The organism is Vibrio diabolicus (assembly GCF_011801455.1).
Taxonomy (GTDB): Bacteria; Pseudomonadota; Gammaproteobacteria; order Enterobacterales; family Vibrionaceae; genus Vibrio; species Vibrio diabolicus.
In genome coordinates this window covers 379,551-401,329 of sequence record NZ_CP042451.1, presented here as the reverse complement: position 1 = coordinate 401,329, position 21,779 = coordinate 379,551, and the positions used below count along the sequence as shown (strand labels likewise).

At 46.7% G+C, this 21,779-nt stretch carries 10 protein-coding genes, 4 tRNA genes and 6 rRNA genes; 3 read left to right on the top strand and 17 right to left on the bottom strand.

Translation table 11 applies throughout. The features are described 5' to 3' along the window. The first annotated feature begins 109 nt into the window (after positions 1-109). On the top strand, positions 110-1,450 hold the full coding sequence (locus FR741_RS01940; protein ID WP_167426194.1) for a cation:proton antiporter: 1,341 nt from the start codon (positions 110-112) through the stop codon (positions 1,448-1,450). Between the two features lie 726 nt (positions 1,451-2,176). Here FR741_RS01940 and FR741_RS01935 read toward each other — a convergent pair. The 17 genes from FR741_RS01935 to dusA form a co-directional block, all read right to left on the bottom strand. Then, positions 2,177-2,253 (bottom strand) — tRNA-Asp (locus FR741_RS01935). 46 nt (positions 2,254-2,299) lie between these two features. After that, positions 2,300-2,416, bottom strand: a 5S ribosomal RNA gene (rrf, locus tag FR741_RS01930). Between the two features lie 93 nt (positions 2,417-2,509). Continuing rightward, positions 2,510-5,399 (bottom strand): 23S ribosomal RNA (locus FR741_RS01925). A 265-nt stretch (positions 5,400-5,664) separates the two neighbouring features. Continuing rightward, positions 5,665-5,740 (bottom strand) — tRNA-Glu (locus FR741_RS01920). 11 nt (positions 5,741-5,751) lie between these two features. Then, positions 5,752-5,827: transfer RNA gene (locus tag FR741_RS01915), tRNA-Ala, on the bottom strand. Between the two features lie 95 nt (positions 5,828-5,922). After that, positions 5,923-7,475 (bottom strand): 16S ribosomal RNA (locus tag FR741_RS01910). Between the two features lie 331 nt (positions 7,476-7,806). Beyond that, positions 7,807-7,923, bottom strand: a 5S ribosomal RNA gene (rrf, locus tag FR741_RS01905). Between the two features lie 93 nt (positions 7,924-8,016). Beyond that, a 23S ribosomal RNA gene (locus tag FR741_RS01900) occupies positions 8,017-10,907 on the bottom strand. Positions 10,908-11,171: 264 nt separating this feature from the next. Next, a tRNA-Glu gene (locus FR741_RS01895) sits at positions 11,172-11,247 on the bottom strand. A gap of 89 nt (positions 11,248-11,336) precedes the next feature. Continuing rightward, positions 11,337-12,889: ribosomal RNA gene (locus tag FR741_RS01890) — 16S ribosomal RNA — on the bottom strand. Together the 16S, 23S and 5S rRNA genes with 4 tRNA genes alongside form the textbook arrangement of a ribosomal RNA operon. 622 nt (positions 12,890-13,511) lie before the next feature. Beyond that, on the bottom strand, positions 13,512-14,291 hold the full coding sequence (locus FR741_RS01885) for a phosphoadenylyl-sulfate reductase (RefSeq protein ID WP_006743230.1): 780 nt from the start codon (positions 14,289-14,291) through the stop codon (positions 13,512-13,514). After that, the gene (gene cysI, locus FR741_RS01880; protein ID WP_167426193.1) at positions 14,284-16,020 is read right to left on the bottom strand and encodes an assimilatory sulfite reductase (NADPH) hemoprotein subunit; all 1,737 of its coding nucleotides are present in this window, start codon (positions 16,018-16,020) and stop codon (positions 14,284-14,286) included. Before cysI ends, FR741_RS01885 begins: the two co-directional genes overlap by 8 nt. Then, on the bottom strand, positions 16,020-17,891 hold the full coding sequence (locus FR741_RS01875) for an assimilatory sulfite reductase (NADPH) flavoprotein subunit (RefSeq protein ID WP_174856085.1): 1,872 nt from the start codon (positions 17,889-17,891) through the stop codon (positions 16,020-16,022). Before FR741_RS01875 ends, cysI begins: the two co-directional genes overlap by 1 nt. Before the next feature lie 117 nt (positions 17,892-18,008). Beyond that, positions 18,009-18,239 carry a hypothetical protein gene (locus FR741_RS01870; RefSeq protein ID WP_005455817.1) on the bottom strand — a complete coding sequence of 77 codons (231 nt, stop codon included), beginning with the start codon at positions 18,237-18,239 and terminating at the stop codon, positions 18,009-18,011. 156 nt (positions 18,240-18,395) lie between these two features. After that, positions 18,396-19,055, bottom strand: coding sequence for a TIGR04219 family outer membrane beta-barrel protein (locus FR741_RS01865; protein WP_005398096.1), 660 nt, complete (start codon positions 19,053-19,055; stop codon positions 18,396-18,398). Positions 19,056-19,153: 98 nt separating this feature from the next. Beyond that, positions 19,154-19,369 (bottom strand): envelope stress response protein PspG, encoded by a 216-nt coding sequence (gene pspG, locus FR741_RS01860; RefSeq protein WP_005398086.1) that lies wholly within the window; start codon positions 19,367-19,369, stop codon positions 19,154-19,156. 163 nt (positions 19,370-19,532) lie between these two features. Next, entirely contained in the window at positions 19,533-20,513 is a 981-nt protein-coding gene (dusA, locus tag FR741_RS01855) for a tRNA dihydrouridine(20/20a) synthase DusA (protein ID WP_150918228.1), read from the bottom strand. Positions 20,514-20,834: 321 nt separating this feature from the next. Between dusA and zur the strand changes: the two genes are divergently transcribed. Together zur and FR741_RS01845 are read left to right on the top strand one after the other, a co-directional pair. Beyond that, positions 20,835-21,299 (top strand): zinc uptake transcriptional repressor Zur, encoded by a 465-nt coding sequence (gene zur, locus FR741_RS01850; protein WP_005381268.1) that lies wholly within the window; start codon positions 20,835-20,837, stop codon positions 21,297-21,299. A 9-nt stretch (positions 21,300-21,308) separates the two neighbouring features. Next, positions 21,309-21,770 (top strand): chemotaxis protein CheX, encoded by a 462-nt coding sequence (locus FR741_RS01845; RefSeq protein WP_005381269.1) that lies wholly within the window; start codon positions 21,309-21,311, stop codon positions 21,768-21,770. Positions 21,771-21,779: the final 9 nt, after the last annotated feature.

Below are 21,779 nucleotides of genomic sequence, written 5' to 3'. Positions count from 1 at the left end.
ATTGTTTTATCTCCTTCTTAACTTACAAAATAATCGCGAAAAAATGTTTGCTATTTAAGCAGCATCAGTCGAGAATCCCATTCATAAAATGTTACAAATAGAGAGCTCTATGTCGGTCTATCATACTTTATGTTTTCTATCCGCAGCTGCGATGCTAATTGCTTTTGTAAACAGCAAGATAGGAAAGATGCAAACCACCATTGCGATTACCGCAGGTTCAATGGTGCTTTCACTTCTAATCTTAATTGCGGGCCAAAACAACTGGTTCCACCTCACCGAAATTGCGACAGAAACGGTCACAAGGATCAACTTTGAAGATTTCTTGCTCAAGGGCATTCTTGGCTTCTTACTATTTGCAGGTGGATTAGGCATCAAACTCCCGAACCTTAAAGATCAAAAATGGGAAATTACCGTTTTGGCTCTCGGAGCCACCCTATTTTCCACTTTCTTTATCGGGTTTGCGCTCTACGGATTCTGTCAGTTAATTGGCATCCAATTTGATTTGGTCTACTGCTTACTATTTGGTGCTCTAATATCGCCAACTGACCCAATCGCTGTATTGGCTATAGTTAAAAAGCTCGATGCTCCCAAACGTATCTCCACCCAGATTGAAGGAGAGTCGCTCTTCAATGACGGCTTCGGTTTGGTTATCTTTGTCACTCTATTTACGATTGCATTTGGTACTGAGGCACCAACTGTAGGTAGTGTCACCTTACTCTTCATCCAAGAAGCTATCGGTGGTATCACTTATGGTTTCGTACTCGGTTTGCTATTCCACTACTTAATCAGTGCCACCGATGATCACTCAATGGAGTTATTACTTACCATTGGTGTCCCAACGGCAGGTTACGCATTTGCTGAATACATCCATGTATCAGGACCATTAGCGATGGTTGTATCTGGTATTATGATTGGCAACTGGACACGTTTTATTGGCTTTTCGAAAGAGAGTGAAGACCACCTTGACCACTTTTGGGAGCTCGTCGATGAGTTCTTGAATGGCGTGTTATTCCTACTGATTGGTATGTCGATGCTGCTATTTGAATTCCACAAAGAAGACTGGATCATGATGGCTATATCAGTCCCTCTTGTACTAGCAGCTCGCTATCTAAGCGTATTTCTCTCGTACATTGGCTTTAAACGTTACAGAAAATATAATCCATGGTCAGTGCGTATTTTGACGTGGGGCGGTTTACGCGGAGGCCTGGCACTAGCGATGGCACTTTCTATTCCATCAGGTATTTGGGTGATTCAAGATAAGTTAATCGATGTAAAAGAGATTATTCTTGTAATGACCTACTCCGTCGTTGTTTTCTCTATCCTCATTCAAGGCTCAACAATCACCCCAATGATTGAAAAAGCAAAAGATGAAGAGAAGAAAATGGAAGAGAACAACCAAGCAATACCACTCCGGAGCATACGGAGCCAGTGGACTCTTAAAGACACGTAACTTAATAGATGAAAAAGCAGCTATCTAGCTGCTTTTTTCATATCTAATCTTCGGACTCCCCTTCAAGAACAAAACGCTTGTTACTCTTTGATATACAGTTAAATATCCGAATAATCGTCACGCTACGGTTTCATACATACTAACTATTGCCGATAGATAGTATCCATAGAGGGAGTCTTTTAGTTTAAGCATTTTCATCATCACTTCCTTTGGCAATACAGGCTCCCTGTAAACACCACAGCTAAACTTCCACAACACTTAACAATGGGCGACTTTTTATTTATATAGAGAAAGAAGCATTGAGGATGATTGCGAATCACTATCCAAACGGACTAGACCCCCACCAAACTAAGGTCTGAGCTGGCACTCAGATTGCTCAAAAAAGCCTTAACAGAAGTTTAGAGTCCTCATACTTGATCTCAGCGACACTGAACTTATATTCAAAGTTGTTCTGTTTTCGAGATAGAAACAAAGCGACACCTCGAACAACTAGGTTCATAGCTAGATATTTCTAATATGTTATAGAGGAATCTTTGGTAAGCATGTGCTGGTACTCAAAGCTAGAGCTCGAGACTGGCACCACCTCACTCATGACAGGGCTTAGAAAGCATAGCGAGAGAAGAGCCTGCCTCTCGATGCAAGGTTTCAATATGGAAATGCGGTTAAGGGAAGTCGGGTAACCAAAACGAAAAAAGCCCCAGTCTTTCGACTGGGGCTTAATATAAGTGGCGGAGTGGACGGGACTCGAACCCGCGACCCCCGGCGTGACAGGCCGGTATTCTAACCAACTGAACTACCACTCCGCAGTGGTATCACTCGCTTGTAATCAGCAAGTGTCCATAATTTAAAGCCTGGCGATGTCCTACTCTCACATGGGGAAGCCCCACACTACCATCGGCGCTATTTCGTTTCACTTCTGAGTTCGGCATGGAAATCAGGTGGGTCCAAAACGCTATGGTCGCCAAGCAAATTCTTTAATCTGGAAAGCTGTTTCTTAATTCTCGTTACTACACATTCAATGTTCTTTCATTGAGTCCATCAAAACCCCTTGGGTGTTGTATGGTTAAGCCTCACGGGCAATTAGTACAGGTTAGCTCAACGCCTCACAACGCTTACACACCCTGCCTATCAACGTCGTAGTCTACGACAACCCTTTAGGATACTTAAAGTATCAGGGAGAACTCATCTCAAGGCTCGCTTCCCGCTTAGATGCTTTCAGCGGTTATCGATCCCGAACTTAGCTACCGGGCAATGCGTCTGGCGACACAACCCGAACACCAGAGGTTCGTCCACTCCGGTCCTCTCGTACTAGGAGCAGCCCCTTTCAATTCTCCAACGCCCACGGCAGATAGGGACCGAACTGTCTCACGACGTTCTAAACCCAGCTCGCGTACCACTTTAAATGGCGAACAGCCATACCCTTGGGACCGACTTCAGCCCCAGGATGTGATGAGCCGACATCGAGGTGCCAAACACCGCCGTCGATATGAACTCTTGGGCGGTATCAGCCTGTTATCCCCGGAGTACCTTTTATCCGTTGAGCGATGGCCCTTCCATTCAGAACCACCGGATCACTATGACCTGCTTTCGCACCTGCTCGAATTGTCATTCTCGCAGTCAAGCGGGCTTATGCCATTGCACTAACCTCACGATGTCCAACCGTGATTAGCCCACCTTCGTGCTCCTCCGTTACGCTTTGGGAGGAGACCGCCCCAGTCAAACTACCCACCAGGCACTGTCCGCAACCCCGATAAGGGGTCGACGTTAGAACATCAACACTACAAGGGTGGTATTTCAAGGACGGCTCCACGCAATCTAGCGACTGCGCTTCAAAGCCTCCCACCTATCCTACACATGTAGGGTCAATGTTCAGTGCCAAGCTGTAGTAAAGGTTCACGGGGTCTTTCCGTCTAGCCGCGGGTACACTGCATCTTCACAGCGATTTCAATTTCACTGAGTCTCGGGTGGAGACAGCGTGGCCATCATTACGCCATTCGTGCAGGTCGGAACTTACCCGACAAGGAATTTCGCTACCTTAGGACCGTTATAGTTACGGCCGCCGTTTACCGGGGCTTCGATCAAGAGCTTCGACCGAAGTCTAACCCCATCAATTAACCTTCCGGCACCGGGCAGGCGTCACACCGTATACGTCATCTTGCGATTTTGCACAGTGCTGTGTTTTTAATAAACAGTTGCAGCCACCTGGTATCTGCGACTCTCAATAGCTCCATCCGCGAGGGACTTCACCGTCGAGAGCGTACCTTCTCCCGAAGTTACGGTACCATTTTGCCTAGTTCCTTCACCCGAGTTCTCTCAAGCGCCTTGGTATTCTCTACCCGACCACCTGTGTCGGTTTGGGGTACGATTCCTTACAATCTGAAGCTTAGAGGCTTTTCCTGGAAGCATGGCATCAATGACTTCACATCCGTAGATGCTCGACGTCGTGTCTCAGCCTTAAAGAGAGCCGGATTTACCTAACTCTCAAGCCTACGCACTTGAACCTGGACAACCGTCGCCAGGCCCACCTAGCCTTCTCCGTCCCCCCATCGCAATTGTAAGAAGTACGGGAATATTAACCCGTTTCCCATCGACTACGCCTTTCGGCCTCGCCTTAGGGGTCGACTTACCCTGCCCCGATTAACGTTGGACAGGAACCCTTGGTCTTCCGGCGAGGAGGTTTTTCACCCCCTTTATCGTTACTCATGTCAGCATTCGCACTTCTGATACGTCCAGCATGCGTTACCACACACCTTCAACCGCTTACAGAACGCTCCCCTACCCAATGCACTAAAGTGCATTGCCGCAGCTTCGGTTTACTACTTAGCCCCGTTACATCTTCCGCGCAGGCCGACTCGACCAGTGAGCTATTACGCTTTCTTTAAATGATGGCTGCTTCTAAGCCAACATCCTGGCTGTCTGAGCCTTCCCACATCGTTTCCCACTTAGTAGTAATTTGGGACCTTAGCTGGCGGTCTGGGTTGTTTCCCTCTCCACGACGGACGTTAGCACCCGCCGTGTGTCTCCCGGATAGTACTTACTGGTATTCGGAGTTTGCAAAGGGTTGGTAAGTCGGGATGACCCCCTAGCCTTAACAGTGCTCTACCCCCAGTAGTATTCGTCCGAGGCGCTACCTAAATAGCTTTCGGGGAGAACCAGCTATCTCCAGGTTTGATTGGCCTTTCACCCCTAGCCACAAGTCATCCGCTAATTTTTCAACATTAGTCGGTTCGGTCCTCCAGTTGATGTTACTCAACCTTCAACCTGCCCATGGCTAGATCACCTGGTTTCGGGTCTATATCCAGAGACTGAACGCCCAGTTAAGACTCGGTTTCCCTACGGCTCCCCTAGATGGTTAACCTTGCCACTGAATATAAGTCGCTGACCCATTATACAAAAGGTACGCAGTCACAGGACAAGCCTGCTCCTACTGCTTGTACGTACACGGTTTCAGGTTCTATTTCACTCCCCTCACAGGGGTTCTTTTCGCCTTTCCCTCACGGTACTGGTTCACTATCGGTCAGTCAGTAGTATTTAGCCTTGGAGGATGGTCCCCCCATATTCAGACAGGATATCACGTGTCCCGCCCTACTCGATTTCACTGAATATGCGTCGTCAGTTACGGGGCTATCACCCTGTATCGCCAAGCTTTCCAGCTTGTTCACCTAACGCCTATAAAGCTTAAGGGCTAGTCCAATTTCGCTCGCCGCTACTTTCGGAATCTCGGTTGATTTCTTTTCCTCGGGGTACTTAGATGTTTCAGTTCCCCCGGTTCGCCTCGTTATGCTATGTATTCACATAACGATACTTACTTATGTAAGTGGGTTTCCCCATTCGGAAATCCCAGACTCAAGTGGCTTTTACTGCCTAATCTGGGCTTATCGCAAGTTAATACGTCCTTCATCGCCTCTGACTGCCAAGGCATCCACCGTGTACGCTTAGTCACTTAACCATACAACCCGAAGGAGTTTCGAGTTGATGTTCAAATCACCAAAGTTGTCTCTCATTATTTGAATGAGCGAGAGACATATCGATTTTGCCGGACTCAAATTCCAAGAACACTTGAATGTGTTATTAGTTGTATTCATAAATGAATACTTTGAGAACTTTACAAACAACAATAAATTGTTGTTTTGTCAGCTTTCCAAATTGTTAAAGAGCTAATTACTTCAAAGAAGTAACCATTTTTAAAAGCACTCATTGAATGCCCTTAAAGATGGTATCCCGTAGGGGAGTCGAACCCCTGTTACCGCCGTGAAAGGGCGGTGTCCTAGGCCTCTAGACGAACGGGACACAGAAGTATGTGGTGGAGCTAATCGGGATCGAACCGATGACCTCTTCGCTGCCAGCGAAGCGCTCTCCCAGCTGAGCTATAGCCCCACATAAATTGCTTCAGCATTTTACGCAGAACCAATTTTGCTCTGAAATCTAAACCGTATCAATCTGTGTGAACACTCATCGCAATAATCATCGTATAAGGAGGTGATCCAGCGCCAGGTTCCCCTAGCGCTACCTTGTTACGACTTCACCCCAGTCATGAACCACAAAGTGGTAAGCGTCCCCCCGAAGGTTAAACTACCTACTTCTTTTGCAGCCCACTCCCATGGTGTGACGGGCGGTGTGTACAAGGCCCGGGAACGTATTCACCGTGGCATTCTGATCCACGATTACTAGCGATTCCGACTTCATGGAGTCGAGTTGCAGACTCCAATCCGGACTACGACGCACTTTTTGGGATTCGCTCACTCTCGCAAGTTGGCCGCCCTCTGTATGCGCCATTGTAGCACGTGTGTAGCCCTACTCGTAAGGGCCATGATGACTTGACGTCGTCCCCACCTTCCTCCGGTTTATCACCGGCAGTCTCCCTGGAGTTCCCGACATTACTCGCTGGCAAACAAGGATAAGGGTTGCGCTCGTTGCGGGACTTAACCCAACATTTCACAACACGAGCTGACGACAGCCATGCAGCACCTGTCTCAGAGTTCCCGAAGGCACCAATCCATCTCTGGAAAGTTCTCTGGATGTCAAGAGTAGGTAAGGTTCTTCGCGTTGCATCGAATTAAACCACATGCTCCACCGCTTGTGCGGGCCCCCGTCAATTCATTTGAGTTTTAATCTTGCGACCGTACTCCCCAGGCGGTCTACTTAACGCGTTAGCTCCGAAAGCCACGGCTCAAGGCCACAACCTCCAAGTAGACATCGTTTACGGCGTGGACTACCAGGGTATCTAATCCTGTTTGCTCCCCACGCTTTCGCATCTGAGTGTCAGTATCTGTCCAGGGGGCCGCCTTCGCCACCGGTATTCCTTCAGATCTCTACGCATTTCACCGCTACACCTGAAATTCTACCCCCCTCTACAGTACTCTAGTCTGCCAGTTTCAAATGCTATTCCGAGGTTGAGCCCCGGGCTTTCACATCTGACTTAACAAACCACCTGCATGCGCTTTACGCCCAGTAATTCCGATTAACGCTCGCACCCTCCGTATTACCGCGGCTGCTGGCACGGAGTTAGCCGGTGCTTCTTCTGCAGCTAACGTCAAATGAATACGCTATTAACGCATCCACCTTCCTCACTGCTGAAAGTACTTTACAACCCGAAGGCCTTCTTCATACACGCGGCATGGCTGCATCAGGCTTGCGCCCATTGTGCAATATTCCCCACTGCTGCCTCCCGTAGGAGTCTGGACCGTGTCTCAGTTCCAGTGTGGCTGATCATCCTCTCAGACCAGCTAGGGATCGTCGCCTTGGTGAGCCCTTACCTCACCAACTAGCTAATCCCACCTAGGCATATCCTGACGCGAGAGGCCCGAAGGTCCCCCTCTTTGGCCCGTAGGCATCATGCGGTATTAGCCATCGTTTCCAATGGTTATCCCCCACATCAGGGCAATTTCCTAGGCATTACTCACCCGTCCGCCGCTCGACGCCGTTATCGTTCCCCGAAGGTTCAGATAACTCGTTTCCGCTCGACTTGCATGTGTTAGGCCTGCCGCCAGCGTTCAATCTGAGCCATGATCAAACTCTTCAATTTAAGATTTTGTTCGGCTCAATGAATACTGAACATTCCTTTGCTAATAAATAGCTAAAGTAATGTTTGAATTGACTGTGCTGAGTCCGAAGACTCAATGGTCACTTCGTATCATTGAAACCTAAATTGTTTCCGAGGAAACTATTTGGATTATCATCAACGAGTGCCCACACAGATTGATAGGTCTATATTGTTAAAGAGCTTGGCTTTCAGTGCCTTAGCACGTAAGCGAGGTGCGTATAATACGCTTTCCACTTTGAAAGTCAACATAAAACTCTAAAAAGATTAGAACCTTATGGTGACTTGCTTAAATCTTAAGCAAGTGCAAAATAAAGCCTGGCGATGTCCTACTCTCACATGGGGAAGCCCCACACTACCATCGGCGCTATTTCGTTTCACTTCTGAGTTCGGCATGGAAATCAGGTGGGTCCAAAACGCTATGGTCGCCAAGCAAATTCTTTAATCTGGAAAGCTGTTTCTTAATTCTCGTTACTACACATTCAATGTTCTTTCATTGAGTCCATCAAAACCCCTTGGGTGTTGTATGGTTAAGCCTCACGGGCAATTAGTACAGGTTAGCTCAACGCCTCACAACGCTTACACACCCTGCCTATCAACGTCGTAGTCTACGACAACCCTTTAGGATACTTAAAGTATCAGGGAGAACTCATCTCAAGGCTCGCTTCCCGCTTAGATGCTTTCAGCGGTTATCGATCCCGAACTTAGCTACCGGGCAATGCGTCTGGCGACACAACCCGAACACCAGAGGTTCGTCCACTCCGGTCCTCTCGTACTAGGAGCAGCCCCTTTCAATTCTCCAACGCCCACGGCAGATAGGGACCGAACTGTCTCACGACGTTCTAAACCCAGCTCGCGTACCACTTTAAATGGCGAACAGCCATACCCTTGGGACCGACTTCAGCCCCAGGATGTGATGAGCCGACATCGAGGTGCCAAACACCGCCGTCGATATGAACTCTTGGGCGGTATCAGCCTGTTATCCCCGGAGTACCTTTTATCCGTTGAGCGATGGCCCTTCCATTCAGAACCACCGGATCACTATGACCTGCTTTCGCACCTGCTCGAATTGTCATTCTCGCAGTCAAGCGGGCTTATGCCATTGCACTAACCTCACGATGTCCAACCGTGATTAGCCCACCTTCGTGCTCCTCCGTTACGCTTTGGGAGGAGACCGCCCCAGTCAAACTACCCACCAGGCACTGTCCGCAACCCCGATAAGGGGTCGACGTTAGAACATCAACACTACAAGGGTGGTATTTCAAGGACGGCTCCACGCAATCTAGCGACTGCGCTTCAAAGCCTCCCACCTATCCTACACATGTAGGGTCAATGTTCAGTGCCAAGCTGTAGTAAAGGTTCACGGGGTCTTTCCGTCTAGCCGCGGGTACACTGCATCTTCACAGCGATTTCAATTTCACTGAGTCTCGGGTGGAGACAGCGTGGCCATCATTACGCCATTCGTGCAGGTCGGAACTTACCCGACAAGGAATTTCGCTACCTTAGGACCGTTATAGTTACGGCCGCCGTTTACCGGGGCTTCGATCAAGAGCTTCGACCGAAGTCTAACCCCATCAATTAACCTTCCGGCACCGGGCAGGCGTCACACCGTATACGTCATCTTGCGATTTTGCACAGTGCTGTGTTTTTAATAAACAGTTGCAGCCACCTGGTATCTGCGACTCTCAATAGCTCCATCCGCGAGGGACTTCACCGTCGAGAGCGTACCTTCTCCCGAAGTTACGGTACCATTTTGCCTAGTTCCTTCACCCGAGTTCTCTCAAGCGCCTTGGTATTCTCTACCCGACCACCTGTGTCGGTTTGGGGTACGATTCCTTACAATCTGAAGCTTAGAGGCTTTTCCTGGAAGCATGGCATCAATGACTTCACATCCGTAGATGCTCGACGTCGTGTCTCAGCCTTAAAGAGAGCCGGATTTACCTAACTCTCAAGCCTACGCACTTGAACCTGGACAACCGTCGCCAGGCCCACCTAGCCTTCTCCGTCCCCCCATCGCAATTGTAAGAAGTACGGGAATATTAACCCGTTTCCCATCGACTACGCCTTTCGGCCTCGCCTTAGGGGTCGACTTACCCTGCCCCGATTAACGTTGGACAGGAACCCTTGGTCTTCCGGCGAGGAGGTTTTTCACCCCCTTTATCGTTACTCATGTCAGCATTCGCACTTCTGATACGTCCAGCATGCGTTACCACACACCTTCAACCGCTTACAGAACGCTCCCCTACCCAATGCACTAAAGTGCATTGCCGCAGCTTCGGTTTACTACTTAGCCCCGTTACATCTTCCGCGCAGGCCGACTCGACCAGTGAGCTATTACGCTTTCTTTAAATGATGGCTGCTTCTAAGCCAACATCCTGGCTGTCTGAGCCTTCCCACATCGTTTCCCACTTAGTAGTAATTTGGGACCTTAGCTGGCGGTCTGGGTTGTTTCCCTCTCCACGACGGACGTTAGCACCCGCCGTGTGTCTCCCGGATAGTACTTACTGGTATTCGGAGTTTGCAAAGGGTTGGTAAGTCGGGATGACCCCCTAGCCTTAACAGTGCTCTACCCCCAGTAGTATTCGTCCGAGGCGCTACCTAAATAGCTTTCGGGGAGAACCAGCTATCTCCAGGTTTGATTGGCCTTTCACCCCTAGCCACAAGTCATCCGCTAATTTTTCAACATTAGTCGGTTCGGTCCTCCAGTTGATGTTACTCAACCTTCAACCTGCCCATGGCTAGATCACCTGGTTTCGGGTCTATATCCAGAGACTGAACGCCCAGTTAAGACTCGGTTTCCCTACGGCTCCCCTAGATGGTTAACCTTGCCACTGAATATAAGTCGCTGACCCATTATACAAAAGGTACGCAGTCACAGGACAAAGCCTGCTCCTACTGCTTGTACGTACACGGTTTCAGGTTCTATTTCACTCCCCTCACAGGGGTTCTTTTCGCCTTTCCCTCACGGTACTGGTTCACTATCGGTCAGTCAGTAGTATTTAGCCTTGGAGGATGGTCCCCCCATATTCAGACAGGATATCACGTGTCCCGCCCTACTCGATTTCACTGAATATGCGTCGTCAGTTACGGGGCTATCACCCTGTATCGCCAAGCTTTCCAGCTTGTTCACCTAACGCCTATAAAGCTTAAGGGCTAGTCCAATTTCGCTCGCCGCTACTTTCGGAATCTCGGTTGATTTCTTTTCCTCGGGGTACTTAGATGTTTCAGTTCCCCCGGTTCGCCTCGTTATGCTATGTATTCACATAACGATACTTACTTATGTAAGTGGGTTTCCCCATTCGGAAATCCCAGACTCAAGTGGTTTTTACTACCTAATCTGGGCTTATCGCAAGTTAATACGTCCTTCATCGCCTCTGACTGCCAAGGCATCCACCGTGTACGCTTAGTCACTTAACCATACAACCCGAAGGAGTTTCGAGTTGATGTTAAACAACCAAAGTTGTCTCTCATTATTTGAATGAGTGAGAGACATTCGATTTTGCCGGACTCAAATTCCAAGAACACTTGAATGTGTTTTTAGTTGTATTCCATAAGGAATACTTTGAGAACTTTACAAACAACAATAAATTGTTGTTTTGTCAGCTTTCCAAATTGTTAAAGAGCTAATCACTTCTAATGAAGTAACCATTTTTAAAAGCACTCATTGAATGCCCTTAAAGATGGTATCCCGTAGGGGAGTCGAACCCCTGTTACCGCCGTGAAAGGGCGGTGTCCTAGGCCTCTAGACGAACGGGACACTAAGTGAACATCTTGGGGGATGTTCTATCTCTTAAACTTCATAAACCGTATCAATCTGTGTGAACACTCATCGCAATAATCATCGTATAAGGAGGTGATCCAGCGCCAGGTTCCCCTAGCGCTACCTTGTTACGACTTCACCCCAGTCATGAACCACAAAGTGGTAAGCGTCCCCCCGAAGGTTAAACTACCTACTTCTTTTGCAGCCCACTCCCATGGTGTGACGGGCGGTGTGTACAAGGCCCGGGAACGTATTCACCGTGGCATTCTGATCCACGATTACTAGCGATTCCGACTTCATGGAGTCGAGTTGCAGACTCCAATCCGGACTACGACGCACTTTTTGGGATTCGCTCACTCTCGCAAGTTGGCCGCCCTCTGTATGCGCCATTGTAGCACGTGTGTAGCCCTACTCGTAAGGGCCATGATGACTTGACGTCGTCCCCACCTTCCTCCGGTTTATCACCGGCAGTCTCCCTGGAGTTCCCGACATTACTCGCTGGCAAACAAGGATAAGGGTTGCGCTCGTTGCGGGACTTAACCCAACATTTCACAACACGAGCTGACGACAGCCATGCAGCACCTGTCTCAGAGTTCCCGAAGGCACCAATCCATCTCTGGAAAGTTCTCTGGATGTCAAGAGTAGGTAAGGTTCTTCGCGTTGCATCGAATTAAACCACATGCTCCACCGCTTGTGCGGGCCCCCGTCAATTCATTTGAGTTTTAATCTTGCGACCGTACTCCCCAGGCGGTCTACTTAACGCGTTAGCTCCGAAAGCCACGGCTCAAGGCCACAACCTCCAAGTAGACATCGTTTACGGCGTGGACTACCAGGGTATCTAATCCTGTTTGCTCCCCACGCTTTCGCATCTGAGTGTCAGTATCTGTCCAGGGGGCCGCCTTCGCCACCGGTATTCCTTCAGATCTCTACGCATTTCACCGCTACACCTGAAATTCTACCCCCCTCTACAGTACTCTAGTCTGCCAGTTTCAAATGCTATTCCGAGGTTGAGCCCCGGGCTTTCACATCTGACTTAACAAACCACCTGCATGCGCTTTACGCCCAGTAATTCCGATTAACGCTCGCACCCTCCGTATTACCGCGGCTGCTGGCACGGAGTTAGCCGGTGCTTCTTCTGCAGCTAACGTCAAATGAATACGCTATTAACGCATCCACCTTCCTCACTGCTGAAAGTACTTTACAACCCGAAGGCCTTCTTCATACACGCGGCATGGCTGCATCAGGCTTGCGCCCATTGTGCAATATTCCCCACTGCTGCCTCCCGTAGGAGTCTGGACCGTGTCTCAGTTCCAGTGTGGCTGATCATCCTCTCAGACCAGCTAGGGATCGTCGCCTTGGTGAGCCCTTACCTCACCAACTAGCTAATCCCACCTAGGCATATCCTGACGCGAGAGGCCCGAAGGTCCCCCTCTTTGGCCCGTAGGCATCATGCGGTATTAGCCATCGTTTCCAATGGTTATCCCCCACATCAGGGCAATTTCCTAGGCATTACTCACCCGTCCGCCGCTCGACGCCGTTATCGTTCCCCGAAGGTTCAGATAACTCGTTTCCGCTCGACTTGCATGTGTTAGGCCTGCCGCCAGCGTTCAATCTGAGCCATGATCAAACTCTTCAATTTAAGATTTTGTTCGGCTCAATGAATACTGAACATTACATAACGTAATGTTTGAATTGACTGTGCTCTTATTGGTTTTCACTTTAGAAAAGTAAAACAAAACAGCTCAAGGCTGCTTCCCAATTCGAATGGCCACTTCGTTTCATTGAAACCTAATTTGAAACCGAAGTTTCTAATTGGATTATCATCAACGAGTGCCCACACAGATTGATAGGTCTATATTGTTAAAGAGCAACTCTTCTTTGTGATTGACATCACTTCGGAAGAGGCGGCCATTCTAGCGAGATAATTTATTGTGTCAAACACTTTTTCAAATTATTTCGTTTTTCTTTTCAGCCTTGCCGACTTTGCTTAAACCCTTGTGAGCCCTTGCCCTGTCGACGAGGAGGCATTATAGAGATCGCGCTCACATTGGCAAGCGTTATTTTTCAAAAATTGCAAAAATAATGGTTAAGCGATGAGTTTTCGATCAAAGCTTTATTTATTCAACTTTACCCCAAGAACTCGCACAACTTATCCACAGAGTTATTCTATAAAGCGTGTTTTTCAGGTGCTATAAATAAAGAAAGCTGCTTTATTGCAGCTTTCTTTATTTACTCTAAACTCGATTTAAAGGTCATTATGGTTATATGCCGGACCCATCTTGTTCTGAACCATCATCTTCATGTAAACCACACTCTCGTTTTAAACCAAAGAATCGAGTTTCTTCCTCTGACATTCCCGGCTCCCATTTACGAGTGGTATGAGTATCACCAACTGAAAGGTAACCTTCATCCCACAATGGGTGGTATTTAAGGCCGTGTTGTTCTAAGTAGTAATGAACGTCTTTGTTAGTCCAGTCAATTACTGGCAAAAACTTAAACACACCGTTCTGAATTGATAGTATCGGTAAACCTGCTCGTGATTTACTTTGCTCTCGACGTAGTCCAGAGAACCACGTTCCAACATTAAGCTCTTTTAGCGCTCGACGCATTGGCTCCACTTTATTGAGCTTGTTGTATTTTTCAATTCCCTCTACACCCTGCTCCCATAACTTTCCATATCGAGCCTCTTGCCAATTCGCACTTTCTTTCGCTCGATAAACTTTTAAGTTTAGGTTGAGAGCATCTGTCAGCTCATCAATGAATTGATAGGTTTCAGCAAACAGGTATCCTGTATCGGTTAGAATGACGGGGATATCCGCTTTGACTTGAGTCACTAAATGAAGCATAACCGCGGCTTGAATACCAAAACTAGAAGAAACCGCAAACTCGCCCTCTAGATTTTCTAAAGCCCACTTTACTCTATCTTGTGCCGAAAGCTTTTCGAGCTCGACATTAATTTGAGCAAGACGGAGGATTTGCTCCGTCTTTGTTAATGTCAATAACTCTGTAAGCTCAAGCCTGGATGCTACAGAATCAAGCATGAAAGTCCCTCTTTGATACGAGCACTTCTTGGATAATACCAGCACGAATTGTGAAATCGCCGAAGGCTTCGCCTTCTTCACGCTCTTTCGACCATCGAGCCACCAGCAGATCAATCTCTTCTAAGATTTGCTTATCCGTGATGTTCTCTTTGTACATTTTTGGTACTCGAGTACCAGCACGGTTACCACCTAAATGTAGGTTGTAACGACCTGGCGCTTTACCAACTAAACCAATTTCAGCCAACATGGCGCGACCACAACCGTTTGGACATCCAGTTACACGCAAAATGATGTTGTCATTTTCTGGTAGGTTGTGCTTTTCCAAAATCCCCTCCACATCAGTAACAAACTGAGGAAGAAAACGCTCTGCCTCTGCCATTGCTAACGGACACGTTGGAAAGGCAACACACGCCATTGAATTTTTGCGCTGCTCACTGATATTGTCATCCATCAAGCCATGTTCACGAGCGATCTTTTCGATCTTCGCTTTTTCGCTTTTAGGTACCCCCGCAACAATTAAGTTCTGGTTGGCAGTCATACGGAAATCGCCTTTATGGATTTTGGCAATTTCAGCAACACCCGTCTTAAGTGGTTTACCTGGAAAGTCTAATAAGCGACCGTTTTCGATGAAAAGCGCTAAATGATATTTACCATCAATTCCTTCTACCCAACCAATACGGTCACCACGCTCAGTAAACTCGTACGGGCGGCTTGCTTCAAACTGAATGCCTGCTCGCTTTTCGACTTCGGCTTTAAAGACATCAGTACCTACACGGTCAAGTGTGTATTTGGTTTTGGCATTCTTACGGTTTGAGCGATTCCCCCAATCACGCTGAGTGGTAACCACCGCCGCTGCAACATCAAGCGTTTTCTCTAATGGGATGAAACCTAAGTCGTCAGCGCGGCGCGGATAAGTTGACGTATCACCATGTGTCATCGCTAGGCCGCCGCCAACTAAAACGTTAAAGCCTACCAACTTGCCGTTATCCGCAATTGCTACGAAGTTAAGATCATTGGCGTGCACGTCTACGTCATTTTGCGGTGGGATAACCACTGTGGTTTTAAACTTACGTGGTAAGTAGTTCTTGCCTAGAATCGGTTCGTCTTCTTCAGTGCTTTCTACTTTCTCACCGTCCAGCCAAATCTCTGCATAAGCGCGCGTCTTTGGTAATAGATGCTCACTGATCTTCTTCGCCCATTCGTAAGCTTCTTGGTGTAACTCTGACTCCACTGGGTTAGTGGTACACAACACGTTACGGTTTACATCACCCGCGGTTGCAATCGAATCAATGCCAATACTGTTGAGCGTTTGATGCATCAACTTAATATTCGGTTTTAATACCCCATGAAACTGGAACGTTTGGCGAGTCGTCAGACGAATACTTCCATATAAAGAGTGCTCCGTTGCGAACTTGTCGATCGCTAACCATTGCGTTGGCGTGATGATGCCTCCAGGCATACGAGCACGAAGCATCACATTATGTAATGGTTCCAGTTTTTGCTTTGTGCGTTCATTACGGATATCACGATCGTCTTGTTGATACATACCGTGGAAACGAATTAACTGGAAGTTGTCGGCAGTAAAGCCACCAGTAATACGGTCCTGTAAATCTTGCTCAATGGTGCCACGTAATAGGTTGCTTTCTTGCTTCAGGCGCTCGTTATCAGATAGCGGCCCTAGCTCTTCGCCTAATACAATCTGCTTGTTATTTTCAGTAGAAAAAGTCATTAGTACACATCCCTCTGATAACGTTTCGCTTTACGTAGGTCATTAATAAATTGTTCTGCATCGTCACGCGGCATCTTGCCTTCTTGTTCAGCAACGATAACCAGTGCGTCGTGCACATCTTTTGCCATACGCGTTGCATCACCGCAGACATAGATATAAGCGCCTTCTTGGATCCACTGCCACACTTGAGCTGCGTTTTCTAAGATGCGATGTTGTACGTAAACTTTTTCTACTTGGTCACGACTAAAAGCAACATCCAATCGGCTTAGTACTCCTGACTTGAGGTACTTTTGCCATTCAACTTGGTATAAGAAGTCTTGAGTGAAAGTACGATCACCAAAGAACAACCAGTTTTTGCCTTCAGCATCGCGGTTTTCACGTTCCTGAATAAAGCTACGGAATGGTGCGATCCCTGTGCCTGGACCAACCATGATAATTGGAGTGCTATCATCTTCCGGCAGTTTAAAGTTGTTGTTATGCTCAACAAATACTTTAACTTCATCTCCCTCTTCGAGACGCTGTGCTAAGAAGCTCGACGCACCACCATATCGTTTTTCGTCGTTTTGTTCGTACTCAACCAAAGCAACCGTTAGGTGTACTTCTTCATCGACCTCTTCTTGGCTTGATGCAATAGAGTAAAGGCGAGGAGTAAGACGACGAAGCAAACTAATCAACTCATCTGCGGTTAACTTGGTTTTCTTCTCTGCCAATAGATCAACAATTTGAGTATTTGCAGAGTACTCGCGAAGTTTATCTTTATCGTCAACCAGCTTTTGTAGCTTCTTGCTACCGGATAACTCGGCAAACTTTGTAATGAGCTGAGGGTTAGATGTTGTGATTTCATATTTACTCACGAGAGCACTATGGATTGACAAGCTTTCGCCATCAACATCAACGGTTTCAACCCCAGACAAACCGACCTTACCAAGAATGGCATTAGCAAGTTCTGAACTATTTTCAAACCACACACCTAGCGCATCACCAGGCTGATACGTTAACCCCGAACCTTCCAAGTCAATTTCTATATGACGAACATCCTTTCCAGAATCACGACCCGTGATTTTTTGACTGGTCAGTAACGTCGCTGTGTATGGGTTTTGTTTATTGTAAGAAGAGTGCGCAGTCGCCGCCTGACCCACAGGAAGTTGAACCACATCCGCTTCAGTGCCAGAAGAAAGCGTATCTTTTACCTTACCTAACGCATTCTTACGCCATTCAGCTGCTGGTGCTTCATAATCCACATCGCAATCAAGACGATCGATAAATGGGGTCGCACCTAACTTTGATAGGTAAGCGTCGAAGTCTTTACCGGTTTGGCAGAAGAATTCGTAGCTCGAGTCACCCAGAGCAATAACGCCATATTGAAGGTTTGACAGCTTAGGAGCTTTCTTAGATTGCAAAAACTCGTGTAGCTCTATAGCGTTATCTGGTGCTTCGCCTTCGCCGTTCGTCGATGCCACAATAATGACATGCGTTTCTTTGGCTAAGTTTTTACCTTTGTAATCACTTGCATCAAAAAGTTCGACAGCAATTCCTTCTGCTTTTGCTTCCTGTTCTAGAGCTTCAGCAACGCCTTTAGCGTTGCCAGTTTGGGAAGCAAAAATAATACTCAACTTACCTGCAGGCTTCGCTGATACGGCTGCCGTCGCTTGTGCAATTGGCGTTACCGCTGTATTTGGTTGATTTTGAGCTAATCCCCAAAAATACCCACTGACCCAAGCAAGTTGCTGTGAAGACAACTCAGAGACAGTTTGTTGGAGTGAGCTAATTTGTTGGTCATTCAGAGGGCTTGCGATTGGAGGATTTCCTCCTTGCCCATTATTATCTTCAGACACATTCTTGTGAGAATACTCATTCTTTTGAAAAGACATTATCACGACATCCCTATTCATTGCGTGATGATAGAGTACCCACTCTCCTTAATAACAAGAAAGAATAGAAGTGAATGTTTTATAACTTTTTGGAAGTAAGAACGGCTTACTTTTTGCTCATCGATCTTCAATGCGGACTTGTTGAAAGCCTACTGCCATTGCCGATTTTGACGCTGCATCCAAATCTTCATAAAGACATTCTTCACCATGACTGTCCGTCAGAAAAACAAAACCACCGCGCGCATGTCTGAACTCCACAACCCAGCCACCCTCTTGGATTGCAGGTTCAATAATCGCTTCGACAAGCTGGTTTTCACGGAATAGATGTCTTAGTTCGTTTATTGTCATCGCTATCCCTGCTTTAACTTTCACATTGCTCCTAGGTAAGCATGGTCTAAGTCAGCAAAATAGGCAGAAAATTCGATTGAATATAATGAAGTGATATAAAAAAACGCCGCTTATAAAGCGACGTTTTAAAAAATCGAGTATCTAATCTGGCTGCATTTAGAATGCGTATTCTGCACTCACAAAAAAGCCGTTAGCAAAAATAAACTCTTTCCCTAGATCCGACATGAATTTCTCGGACTCCAAATCAATCACGCGGTAACCACCACGAAAAGCCAGTTGAGCTTTTTCGAGCGGTACATGGTATTGAACACCTGCCATGAAATCAGTACTTTTGATACCTTTGTTGTCACCAAAGTTTATCTCACCAATCACATCAAAATTTGTGTCCGGAACTTGAATCTCTGCGTAACCGTACCAAGCCCAAATCAGCTCATCAAACTCTTCTATACGCTTGTTTGAGCCAGCATCAATGTATTTAGTGTCACTTAAATTACTGAATGTAACACCCGCATCAAAATGCAATAAATCATGCTCCAGAATTTGGTAGTACATGGTGAAATCAAGCTTATTGAACCCCATATAATCAGCATCAATGCTCGAGTAACGAAGACGCGCATTAGGAACGTATTTCACATCATGCTCAATCGCCGCGTAAAATGCGCCTGTTGTGCTGCTATCTCGTCTTACTTCATTTACTTTAGTGTCAGCAGCCCAGATCTCTGCGCCGACTTTCGTCGATACAGAATATTCTGCAAAAACAGGAAAAGATACTGCCAACGATAATGCTGTTAAAGCGATGGTCGCTTTATTTGTCATGTAGTGTGTACTCCGAGATAGCTGATGTTCACGTTGAAGACGTGAGAGGAAATATACCATACTCTCACGTCTCTCTATCAACTAAATCATGTCACTCGTTATTTATAGCGGGGCTGGGCAACGTAATTCTTGAAGAACCAAACACCCAATGCAATCACGATTAACCATGGCAATAGTTTGAGTACCGCTCCGACCATTCCCAGTAAAAACATCACAACTAACGCGATACCGGTTGCTGCGAATACGGTCATCATTGTGATACCGGTAACCAATAGGGTCGCCGCAAAGACTAAAATAAAGATTAGCTCCAACATAATCACTTCTCCATTTGTTTTTAATAAACAGAGCAGTTTCCATACCAACTTACCAAGATGACGATAACACAATGATTTTTATTCAAAAATAAAGCCAGAGACATTTCTGCACTCTGGCTTACTTGTTCTTTAGTTGGTAATTTTAGCCAACCACTGGTTAATTTTACACATTCAATTCTTTTGGAATCTTCGCTAACGCGTCTTGCAGCACTTCTAAACCAGAACCCGGCTTGTGCGCATTTTCACTGATATGACGACGCCATTGACGAGCACCTGGCATGCTTTGGAATAAACCTAACATATGACGGGTAATATGACCAAGGTACGCACCTTTCGCTAATTGCGCTTCAATGTATGGGTACATTTCTTCAACAATTTCGCTGCGTTTCTTCACTGGAGCATTAGAGCCAAATAACTCTTGATCTACCGATGCCAGTAGATATGGGCTTTGGTAAGCCTCACGACCAATCATCACACCATCAAGATGCTGAAGATGTGCTTTGGCTTCTTCTAGTGACTTTACACCACCGTTAATAGCAATGGTTAAGTGAGAAAAATCTTGCTTCAATTGGTAAGCTCGTGGGTAATCCAATGGTGGGATCTCACGGTTTTCTTTCGGACTAAGACCACTTAACCAAGCTTTACGCGCGTGGATAGTGAACTGCTCACAGCCCCCCTTTTCTGAGACAATAGAAACAAAATCCGTTAGGAACTCGTAAGAATCTTGATCATCAATACCAATACGAGTCTTGACTGTCACAGGAATATCAACCACGTCCTTCATTGCAGCGACACAATCCGCAACCAACTGTGGTTCTGCCATTAGGCAAGCACCAAAGCGACCGTTTTGTACACGGTCAGACGGGCAACCCACATTGAGGTTAACCTCATCGTAGCCACGCTCTTGAGCCAGTTTAGCGCACTTTGCCAAGTCTCCTGGATTTGAACCACCCAACTGAAGGGCCAACGGATGCTCTTCTTCGTTGTAAGCCAGGAAATCTCCTTTTCCATGAATGATCGCACCTGTCGTCACCATTTCAGTGTACAGCAGGGTTTCTTTGGTCATTAAGCGATGGAAGTAGCGACAATGACGATCGGTCCAGTCGAGCATTGGTGCTACGGAGAGCCTGCAAGAATGAGTCATGATATAAACACCCGTTTTTATGTTGCCAAGGTCGAGCGCAGCAGTACGCTCAAAAAATAAGTCGGGTATTGTATACCCAAGCACCTCTAGGTGCTAGTTTCAGCGAGAATGATTTGGTTGGCTGGCTAGCCAAATGCTTAAGAATATGCAGCAGTAATACGAATTCGTCACTCGTTGATTCATTCTGTGATGACTATTCCGACTTCACACCACCACTGACTTGCTTTAATTCATGATTTTCGTTCTGATAGTGGGTAAAATGAAGCATTTCTAAACGAACTTCGTATAGAAATGATTTATCATAGAGCACGTCCGATAGTTATGGTGAAAGGTTTGAACCCAACAATCATTGAACAAATTGAAAGTATCTGCGCAGAGCGTGGAGTACGATTGACTCCGCAACGCCGACGCGTATTTGAACTCATTTGTTCTAATCGCCGCGCCTCAAGTGCGTATGAGCTATTGGAGCAACTAAAAGAGAGTGAGCCTCAGGCTAAGCCTCCCACTGTTTATCGAGCATTAGATTTTCTCCTAGAGCAAGGCTTCATCCACCGAGTGGAATCGACAAATAGCTTTATTACTTGTTGTTCTTTCAATACTCAGCAGCACTTTTTCCAATTACTAATTTGCGATAAATGTGGTGATGTCGTTGAACTCGAAGATGAGACGCTGATATCCTTGTTAGCCGAAAACGCCGAGAAGCATGGATTCAAACTGACCAACCAAGTTATTGAAACTCATGGTGAATGCCAGGCCTGTTCCTCCGAGACGAAAGAAAAAGTATAGAAGAACGTTATGCGCGCTGAATTTGTAAACCCGTTTTTAGCTTCTTTAATGAACGTGCTAAAAACCATGGCTTCTCTTGAGCTGAAGCCACAAAAACCGCGAATCAAAAAAGATGAGATCGCACGAGGTGACGTTTCTGGTCTGATTGGCATGGTAGGTCCACAAACTCGTGGTTCAATGTCGATTACCTTTGATGAAGCGCTAGCTCTAGAAATCATGCAGAACATGCTTGGTGAGCGTCCAAATGGACTCAATGAAGAGGTCACCGATATGGTGGGTGAGATCACCAACATGGTTACTGGTGGTGCGAAACGCATTCTGGCGGAAAGTGGTTTTGATTTTGATATGGCAACACCGGTAGTGGTTTCTGGCCGAGGCCATACGATTCGCCACAAGTGTGAGGGCTCAATCATCATCATGCCTTTCTCTTCCCAATGGGGAAATGCCTTTATCGAAATTTGCTTCGAATAAAAGAGAAAA

Coding starts and splice junctions, on each gene's coding strand:
- cysI (WP_167426193.1), bottom strand. CDS start 16,020: ATGACTTTTTCTACTGAAAATAACAAGCAGATTGTATTAGGCGAAGAG.
- FR741_RS01885 (WP_006743230.1), bottom strand. CDS start 14,291: ATGCTTGATTCTGTAGCATCCAGGCTTGAGCTTACAGAGTTATTGACA.
- dusA (WP_150918228.1), bottom strand. CDS start 20,513: ATGACTCATTCTTGCAGGCTCTCCGTAGCACCAATGCTCGACTGGACC.
- FR741_RS01870 (WP_005455817.1), bottom strand. CDS start 18,239: ATGACAATAAACGAACTAAGACATCTATTCCGTGAAAACCAGCTTGTC.
- pspG (WP_005398086.1), bottom strand. CDS start 19,369: ATGTTGGAGCTAATCTTTATTTTAGTCTTTGCGGCGACCCTATTGGTT.
- FR741_RS01865 (WP_005398096.1), bottom strand. CDS start 19,055: ATGACAAATAAAGCGACCATCGCTTTAACAGCATTATCGTTGGCAGTA.
- FR741_RS01845 (WP_005381269.1), top strand. CDS start 21,309: ATGCGCGCTGAATTTGTAAACCCGTTTTTAGCTTCTTTAATGAACGTG.
- FR741_RS01940 (WP_167426194.1), top strand. CDS start 110: ATGTCGGTCTATCATACTTTATGTTTTCTATCCGCAGCTGCGATGCTA.
- zur (WP_005381268.1), top strand. CDS start 20,835: ATGGTGAAAGGTTTGAACCCAACAATCATTGAACAAATTGAAAGTATC.
- FR741_RS01875 (WP_174856085.1), bottom strand. CDS start 17,891: ATGTCTTTTCAAAAGAATGAGTATTCTCACAAGAATGTGTCTGAAGAT.